Annotated in this window: 10 protein-coding genes; 4 read left to right on the top strand and 6 right to left on the bottom strand. The window is 72.1% G+C overall.

All coding sequences use genetic code 11. The features are described 5' to 3' along the window. Positions 1-113 precede the first annotated feature (113 nt). The gene (locus C3489_RS12620; protein WP_103781856.1) at positions 114-392 is read left to right on the top strand and encodes a hypothetical protein; all 279 of its coding nucleotides are present in this window, start codon (positions 114-116) and stop codon (positions 390-392) included. Here the strand turns inward: C3489_RS12620 and C3489_RS12615 are convergent. Further along, a complete protein-coding gene (locus tag C3489_RS12615; protein WP_103781855.1) occupies positions 389-1,012 on the bottom strand; it encodes a histidine phosphatase family protein in 624 nt (207 codons plus the stop codon). The two genes, C3489_RS12620 and C3489_RS12615, sit on opposite strands and share 4 nt — an antisense overlap. A 105-nt stretch (positions 1,013-1,117) precedes the next feature. Here C3489_RS12615 and C3489_RS12610 point away from each other — a divergent pair, with 105 nt between their 5' ends. Continuing rightward, entirely contained in the window at positions 1,118-1,666 is a 549-nt protein-coding gene (locus C3489_RS12610) for an NADPH-dependent FMN reductase (RefSeq protein ID WP_103781854.1), read from the top strand. A 54-nt stretch (positions 1,667-1,720) separates the two neighbouring features. On the opposite strand, the gene C3489_RS12605 is transcribed toward C3489_RS12610, so the two are convergent. Both C3489_RS12605 and C3489_RS12600 read right to left on the bottom strand, forming a co-directional pair. After that, positions 1,721-2,563: a cytochrome c oxidase assembly protein gene (locus C3489_RS12605; RefSeq protein WP_181139648.1), complete on the bottom strand. Its 843-nt coding sequence runs from the start codon at positions 2,561-2,563 to the stop codon at positions 1,721-1,723. Continuing rightward, positions 2,563-3,126 (bottom strand): DUF2243 domain-containing protein, encoded by a 564-nt coding sequence (locus C3489_RS12600; RefSeq protein WP_103781853.1) that lies wholly within the window; start codon positions 3,124-3,126, stop codon positions 2,563-2,565. The genes C3489_RS12605 and C3489_RS12600 overlap by 1 nt, the downstream gene beginning before the upstream one ends. 329 nt (positions 3,127-3,455) lie before the next feature. Between C3489_RS12600 and C3489_RS12595 the strand changes: the two genes are divergently transcribed. Further along, positions 3,456-3,935 (top strand): carboxymuconolactone decarboxylase family protein, encoded by a 480-nt coding sequence (locus tag C3489_RS12595; protein ID WP_103781852.1) that lies wholly within the window; start codon positions 3,456-3,458, stop codon positions 3,933-3,935. 71 nt (positions 3,936-4,006) lie between these two features. Further along, the gene (gene tsaA, locus C3489_RS12590; protein WP_103781851.1) at positions 4,007-4,411 is read left to right on the top strand and encodes a tRNA (N6-threonylcarbamoyladenosine(37)-N6)-methyltransferase TrmO; all 405 of its coding nucleotides are present in this window, start codon (positions 4,007-4,009) and stop codon (positions 4,409-4,411) included. Positions 4,412-4,441: 30 nt separating this feature from the next. Here the strand turns inward: tsaA and C3489_RS12585 are convergent, their stop codons facing one another. From C3489_RS12585 to C3489_RS12575, 3 genes are read right to left on the bottom strand one after another with little or no spacing between them, the layout of a single operon-like run. After that, positions 4,442-5,203 carry a class I SAM-dependent methyltransferase gene (locus C3489_RS12585; protein WP_103781850.1) on the bottom strand — a complete coding sequence of 254 codons (762 nt, stop codon included), beginning with the start codon at positions 5,201-5,203 and terminating at the stop codon, positions 4,442-4,444. Positions 5,204-5,261: 58 nt separating this feature from the next. Continuing rightward, a complete protein-coding gene (locus C3489_RS12580; protein WP_103781849.1) occupies positions 5,262-7,226 on the bottom strand; it encodes an FAD-dependent oxidoreductase in 1,965 nt (654 codons plus the stop codon). Between the two features lie 18 nt (positions 7,227-7,244). Further along, positions 7,245-7,823 (bottom strand): TetR/AcrR family transcriptional regulator, encoded by a 579-nt coding sequence (locus tag C3489_RS12575; protein ID WP_181139647.1) that lies wholly within the window; start codon positions 7,821-7,823, stop codon positions 7,245-7,247. Positions 7,824-7,857: the final 34 nt, after the last annotated feature.

Here is a 7,857-nt window from a genome sequence, read left to right as displayed (position 1 = left end):
ACCCTGCTCACCCTGGCGCGCGATCCCGACCCCGGCGTTCGCGGTGTCACCGCCCGGGTCTTCGCCGAGCCACGTGAACTGCCCCGGCGATCCGGGAAGCCCTGCTCACCCTGGTGCGGGACACCGACCTCGGCGTGCGGGCCGGTGCCGCCGAATCCCTCTCCGTCTCCCTCGACCGGACAGCCGCCGTCACGGAAGCCTTCCTCGACCTGCTGGACGACGACAACCAGCTGCTGCGGCTTGAGGCCGCCTGCGCCCTCGCCCGCCGCGACGACCCCCGCACCGATCAGGCCTACGAACGGGTCGGCCCGCTGGGTCCCGGCTTCGAGGACGACCACCGTGTGTCGGAGCACTGGCGCTACCACTGGCGCCGCCGGACGGAGGGGTCCTAGACGTGGAGCTCGGGCGGGAAGCCCGTCCAGCGGAGCTCGGCAGAAAGGTGGCCGGTGTCGTTGAAGAGGAGGACGTCCGCGGCGCGGCCGGGCGCGTAGCGGAGGACGGTCAGCGCCGCGTTGGCGTGGTTGATGCCCAGCCAGCGCCACTTCGGGGCGTCGAGGGCCGCGCGGAGGAGCCAGCCGGTGAGGAAGTTGTGGGTGACGAGCAGTTCGTGGCGCGGCTCGTCGTCGGCGACGGGACCGGTGAACCGCGCGAGTGCCGCCGCCGCGAGCTCGGCGCCCAGCCGGTCTTCCTCGGCCGGGAACTGGTTCAGGAAGCCCAGCAGCGTGTCGGCCGCCTCCGGCGGCAGCTCATCACGCGCCGGCCGGTAGGGCACATAGTCGCCGGCCTCCTCGGAACGCCGCAGAGGGACGTCGTCGAGCTGTTCGGCGACCAGCCGTGCGGTCTGTTCGGCGCGGGCGAGCGGTCCGTGATGGATCGCCGTCAGCGGGACGCCGCGCAGCCGTCGCCCCAGGAGGGCGGCCTGGCGCCGGCCCGCCTCCGTCAGCTCGCTCTCGTCCGGCGAAGCCTCCCCGTGCCGGGTGAGGTACAGATAGCGGGCCTGCGTGCCGGCCATGGGTGGGTCCTCCGGAACTCTTGATCTTGCGGTCTCCAGGGGTGACGCCGACCCCTGCGACCCGGTTCCGCTCGAACCCCCGTCCGGTGACGGTAGGTTGGGCGGATGTCTGCGCTACCGGAGATTCTTCTGCTGTCGGGAAGCCTGCGAAAAGGCTCCACGAATGAGGCCGTTCTGCGCACCGCGCTGGAGGTGGCGCCGTCCGTGGAGGTGCGTGCCGTCCTGTACGACGGCCTGGCCGGCCTGCCCCACTTCAACCCGGACGACGACGCCGAGCCCTTGGCCGCTCCGGTGGCCGGCCTGCGTGCCGCGATCGGCCAGGCGGCCGGAGTCCTCATCTGCACGCCGGAGTACGCGGGCACGCTGCCGGGATCGTTCAAGAACCTGCTCGACTGGACGGTCGGCGGCACCGAGATCTGCGACAAACCGGTCGCCTGGGTCAACGCCGCCGCGCCGGGCCGAGGCCAGGGCGCGGAGGCCACCCTGCGGACGGTGCTGGGGTACACCGGCGCCCACATCGTCGACGCGGCCTGTGTGAAGCTCCCGGTGAACCACGGAGCGAAAGGCGAGAACGGTGTGCTCGCCGATCCGGAGGCCCGTGCGCAACTGGCCGGTGTGCTGGCCGAGCTCGCGAAGGCGGCGGCGCAGGCGTGATCCGGGCCGGGTAGGGCTCGGCAGGTCGCTCGTCGAGGAACTCGGTGTCCGCCGTCAGGCCGATGCCGACGCTCCCCGCGGGGCGACGGCATCCACGGCGGCAGGGCGCCGGTGGTCGGAGCGCCACGTCGTGACCAGGGCGGCGGCCAGCAGCAGTTCGGCGATGTCGCCGCCGTAGTACATCATCTCCGCACCGCCCTGGACCTGGTCGACGGGGGCGTGGATGTCCACCCAGAAGCCGCCGTACATCAGTTGCGAGATCACCGCGTGGGCCGCGATCGCGACGCCGAGGTACACGAGCCGTGCCTTGACGCCCGGCCGGGAGGGTGCGGGGTCCGGCCCGGCGATGGCGTGGGCGAACAGGCACCCGGACAGCAGGAAGTGCGCGTGCAGCAGCCAGTGCGCTGCCGGATGCGGCGTGATCGCGTTGTAGAGCGGGGTGAAGTACAGCACGGCGAGGCTGCCCGTGGAGAGCGCCAGCGCGACCGCCGGGTGGGCGACGACGCGGGCGGGCGGGCTGTGCAGTACGGCGGTCAACTGCCGGCCGCGGGCCGCCGGAAGGGTGCGCAGCAGCAGGGTGACGGGGGCGGCCAGGACGAGTGCGAGCGGCGCGTACATGCCGATGAGCATGTGCTGGGCCATGTGGCCGCGGAAGTCCTCGTGCGCGAAGGGACCAACAGGCGGCAGCAGCGCGATGCCGAGCAGGACGGTCCCGGCCAGGAACCAGCCCGTCCGCCGGCGGCTCCAGCCCAGGACGGGGTTGCGGCGGCGAGCCCTGCGGGCGAGCAGCACATACGCTCCGGCGGCGGCCGCGAGGGCGAGTATGGGGAGCAGCGTGTCCAGCAGGCCGCTGCCCGCCGCGTGCCCGTGGCCGTGGCCGTGCATGTCGTGGCCCATCAGGCTCGCCCGCCCTCCGTCCGGCCCGCGGCGGCGCTCGGATCGAAGGGCCGGCCGCTGCGCTGGAGCAGGTACCCGCCGGCGACCAGCACGGCTCCCAGGACGAGGAAGGCGGCGTCCCACCACGCCTGGTGCGGTCCGCCGCGGACGTGGTGGATACCGAGGATCTGATGGTCCAGCAGGCCCTCGACGAGGTTGAACAGACCCCAGCCGACGAGCATCCACCCCCACAGCACCCGGGACGCCCACACCCGCAGCCGGTCGTGGGTCACCCGGGAGTACAGGACGCCGAGTCCGATCAGGACGGCGAGCCAGCACACGGTGTGGAAGACGCCGTCCCACAGCGTGTTCATCTCCAGGCCGGAGACGGTGTGCGGGTCGTAGTACTTCACGCCGATGCGGTCGTGGTCGGTGCTGGTGAGCATGTGATGCCACCGCAGGAGCTGGTGCAGCAGGATGCCGTCGGCGAAGCCGCCCATGCCCACTCCGAGCACGATGCCCGGCAGCTGGATACTCGCCGGTCGTGAGATGCCGACCCGGGCCTCACCGAGCGAGGTGGCCATCACTCGTCTCCGCTCCTGCACCGGAGTGCGCTGGGGATGCGTCGGGAGCAGGTTGCCCTCCCTGTCGCACCCGTCCCGTTCATGTCCTCCATACGGCCCTGTAACCGCTTCGAGGTCCGCTGAAGCGTCGCTTTCGGGCCGTCCGAGGAGCAGGAGCCCGTCGATTGACGCTCCGGGGCCTTTGCGCAGGCACGCCCGCCGTTGACGCGCCTCGGCGGTGGCCTTCGTCACACCATGCGGCTGTCACAGGGGGCGGGGCGGCGGCATCTCCATGTCGACGACGCCGGGCGGACGATCCGCACGGCACACAACTCACCAGTGAGGACAGCATGGAACCCCGTTTCAACATGTTCGACAGCCCGACCGCCGCGAAGATCGCCAAGCGGTTCTTCAACGTCTCCATCGTCCTGGACGAGTCGACGCTGCCGAAGACCCTGCGCGAGCTGGTGGAGCTGCGGGTCAGCCAGCTCAACGGCTGCGGTTTCTGCGTCGACATCCACACCAAGGAGGCAGCGGCCGCCGGTGAGTCCGCGCTCCGGCTGAACCTGGTCGCCGCGTGGCGTCACACCACCGTTTTCACGGACCGCGAGCGGGCCGCGCTGGCGCTCGCCGAGGAGGGCACCCGGCTCGGCGACCACGGTGTGTCCGACGAGACGTGGGCCGCGGTGCGCAAGCACTTCGACGACGACGAGGTCGGTGCGCTGGTCTGTCTGATCGCTCTGATCAACGCGGCCACCCGGATGAACGTGATCGTGCACAACCCGGGCGGTTCGTACGAGCCCGGTATGTTCGCCGGCTTGGAGAACTGACCGGCTGAAAGGGCCCGGTCCAGGATCGTCCGGTCCTGGACCGGGCCCGCCAGGGGAAGGATGCGGGAGTCTTGACCGAATACACCGTGCGGGCCCTCGGGCGCGTCGAGTCGACGCTGACCGACCGGAGCACCGCGCCCCGGCAGCCCGACGAGGGAGCTCCGGACGCCTGGCTCGTCTTCGACGACCGATACGCCCACGCCCTGGAGGGCCTGACCCCGGGCACCGACGTCCTGCTGCTCACCTGGCTGGACCGCGCCGACCGCGGCACGCTCACCGTGCACCCGCGTGGCGACGCCGCCAGGCCGCTCACCGGCGTCTTCGCCACGCGCGCACCCGACCGCCCGAACCCGATCGGCGTGCATACCGTCCATATCGTCGCCATCGCCGGGACACGTGTCCACGTCCGTCATCTGGAAGCCCTCGACGGAACCCCGATTCTGGACGTCAAGCCCCTGCTCGGCCCGGACCGCTGACGGTCCGGGTCCGCGGCCCGGGTCGTCCGCTCACGCGGCCGACGGCGTGGCATCGAGGACGAAGAACAGGAAGTTGGGTTTGGTCGACAGGTCCTGGAAGCCGTCGGGGAACAGTTCGCGTGCGGCCGGGTCGGGCTGCGGCTCGCTGAGGGCGGCGAGGCGGAAGCCGGCGGTGGTGAAGGCGTCGACCATGGCGTGCAACGGCTTGCGCCAGAACCTCATCGGGACGGGCCGCCCGTCGAACGTCCAGTGGAAGGTATAGCTGGTCGTCGCGAAGTAGTCGGGCCGGGGATCCTGGATCGTGTAGGCCACGACGGGGTGGTCCACCGATGCGATGAGCCGGCCGCCTGGCCTGAGCACCCGCCGTAGCTCGTTCAGCGTCGGTCCCCAGTCCTCCAGGTAGTGCAGGACCAGCGACGCGACCACGTCGTCGAACGCACCGTCGGCGAACGGCAGGCGGTCGCTCAGGTCGGCCAGGTGCAGATCGGCCTCGTCACCGAGCCGCCGTCTGGCCAGCGCCAGCATTGCGGCGCTGGCGTCGACGCCGGTGACGACGGCACCGGCGTCGCGCAGGGCGGCGGACAGGGGGCCGGAGCCGCAGCCGGCGTCCAGGATCCGCCGGCCGGCCACGTTTCCGGCGAGGGCCAGCATCGCGGGCCGCTCGTAGTAGGCGTTCACGAGGCTGTTCTCGTTCTCCGCCGCGTACGCCTCGGCGAAGCTGTCGTAGTCGTTCGCCTCGGCCGGACCTACGGACGGGGCGAACTTCTCGGCGGTGTCGGCTACTTGGTCCATCGTCGCAGCCTAGTGGACCGATGACCGGCACAGCTCCGCGCTCGTGGCCCGCCGGTTCTCACAGCCCGGCCGCCACCGTCAGGCCCTCCAGGACCGCCTCCTCCACGGTGCGCGGAGTGACGCGGTCCCCGGCGCTGAAGACCCGGTGGGCCGGGATGCCGAGGGCGGTGGGGTCGAGGTCGTCGACCGGGGCGTGGCCCTGCGCGAGGACGGTGCCCGCGACCCCTTCGAGCAGCACCGGTTCCTCCGTGAGCGTGTGCTGGAGGTACACGGTGTCGCTGTCGGCGCCGTAGAGACGCACGTTGGGGACGATCTCGATCCGTGCCCGTGCCGCCTGGGCGAGCATGGCGGCGCGTACGTACTGCTGCAGGTGCTCGCCCGCGGCGAAGCCCGTCACGCACAGCGTCACCTTCCTGCCCAGGCTGGCGAGTTGGAGGGCGACGCCGAGGCCGATCCAGTCGCCGCGCCAGTCCGCGACCACGATCCGTCCGCGCGGCACCTCGCCGCCGCGGATCACCGACCACGCGTCGAGCACCACGGGATCGTCGATCAGCTCCAGCCGGGGGCGGCGCGGGCGGGCGCCGGTGGCGAGCACCACGGCGTCCGGTGCCGCGGCGGCGAGGGCGGCGCCGTCGATCCGTGAGCCGACCAGGATGCGGGCTCCCGCGCGGCGTGCCTCGCCTTCGAGATTGGTGATCGCTCCACCGAACTCGGCGCGTCCGGGCAGGAGTTGGGCGAGGAGCACCTGACCGCCGACGCGTCGTTCCGCCTCGTGCAGTTCCACCTCGTGGCCGCGTGCCGCGGCCACGGCGGCGGCCTTCAGGCCGGCGGGTCCGCCGCCGACCACCAGCACCTTCTTGCGCCGGGTGATCGCCGGCAGTACGCCGAAGCGGCGCTCGCGGCCGGTCTCCGGGTGCTGGATGCAGGAGATCGGGTAGCCGAGCTGGAAGTGGCCGATGCAGGCCTGGTTGCAGCCGATGCAGGCGCGGATCTCCTCGGCGCGGCCGTCGGCGGCCTTGGCCGGCAGGTCCGGGTCGCAGATCAGGGCCCTGGTCATCGCGCAGGCGTCCGCCTGGCCTTCGGCGAGGATCTGCTCGGCTTCCTGCGGCTGGTTGATCCGCCCGGCCACCATCACGGGCACGCCGACGACGGCGCGCACCTCGGCGGCGAGCGGCGCGGTGTAGCCGGCGGGCTGGGACATGGGCGGGGCGATGTGCTGGGCCCCAGACAGGCTGGACGAGCTGCCCGCGCACACCGAGACGTAGTCGACGAGTCCCTCGGCGTCGAGCTCGGTGACGGTGCGGAGCACCAGCTCGCCGGTGAGGCCGTCGTGGCTCAGTTCGTCGCCTGAGATGCGCAGGCCGACCACGAAGCCGTCTCCTGCCGCCTTCCTCGCGCTCAGCAGCGCCTCACGCAGGAAGCGCAGCCGGCGCTGCGGGTCGCCGCCCCAGCCGTCGTCGCGGACGTTCACCTCGGGGTTGAGGAACTGCGCCGGCAGGTAGCCGTGGCTGGCGACGACCTCCACGCCGTCGAGCCCGGCCTCGCGCAGTCGGCGGGCCGCCTGGCCGTAGCCGTCGAGGACTTCGTGGATCTCGGGCTCGGTCATGGCGCGAGGCATCACGTGGAAGCGTTCGCTCGGGGTGGCGGAGGGCGCCCAGGCGACCGGTGCGCTGCCGTCCTTCGACTCCAGGATCTCCCGGCCGGGGTGGAAGAGCTGGCCGAAGACCTTCGCTCCGTGCCGGTGCACCGCCTGCGCGAGCTTTGCGTAGCCGGGGACGCAGGTGTCGTCGGTGGCCATGAGGACATGGGTGGTGTAGCGGGCGGATGCGTGGACGCCCGAGACCTGGAGCACGATCAGGCCGGCGCCGCCTCGCGCGCGGGCCTCGTGATAGGCGATCAGTTCCTCGGTGACCTCGCCCTCCCGGACCAGGACCGTGTCGTGCCCGGAGGACAGGATCCGGTTGCGGATGGTCACCGGGCCTATCCGCAGCGGGCTGAACAGGTGCGGGAACCGCACTCCCATGAAGGTCCTCCCGGGGGCTCAGGCGCGGACGCCGAGCAGGGCGCGCGCGGTGCCGAGCATCAGCTCGGCGTAACGTTCGGCGGTGAGTCCGGAGCCGGACGCCACCGCCATCTCGCAGCCGTCGACCAGGGCCACCAGCGACCCGATGGCGAGTTCGGCCGGGACGGTGGGGTCGAACTCCCCGCTGCGCAGGCCATGTCGGACGATGTCGCCGACCAGGGTCTGCCATTCGGCGTGGACCCGGTGCACCCCCTCGCGCAGCTCCTCGCGGCGGGAGGCGCTCGCGCAGAACTCGGTCCAGGTGGCGCAGCGCCGGATGAGGGTGGGGTCGGTGGTGAGTGCCGTGACGAGCAGTTCGAAGCGGCCCCAGGCGCTGGTCGCGTCGGCGGCCGCCGCCCGCCAGCGTTCGATCAGGTCGTCGATCGACCAGGCGAAGGCCTCCCGGAAGAGGGTGTCCCGGGTCTCGAAGTAGTGCTGGAGCGCGCCGATGGACACTCCGGACGCGATGGCGACGTCGCGCAACCGGCCGGCGTCGAAGCCGCGTTCGGCCAGCACCTCGGCCGCCGCGCGCAGGATGCGTTCCTTCCGCTCGTCCATCGACCGCTCCCCCATCACCTCGTGCAGCCCGCCA

Origin of the sequence: Streptomyces sp. Ru71 (assembly GCF_002920535.1) — a bacterium.
Classification (GTDB): domain Bacteria; phylum Actinomycetota; class Actinomycetes; order Streptomycetales; family Streptomycetaceae; genus Streptomyces.
This window is presented reverse-complemented; position numbering and strand designations above follow the sequence as displayed.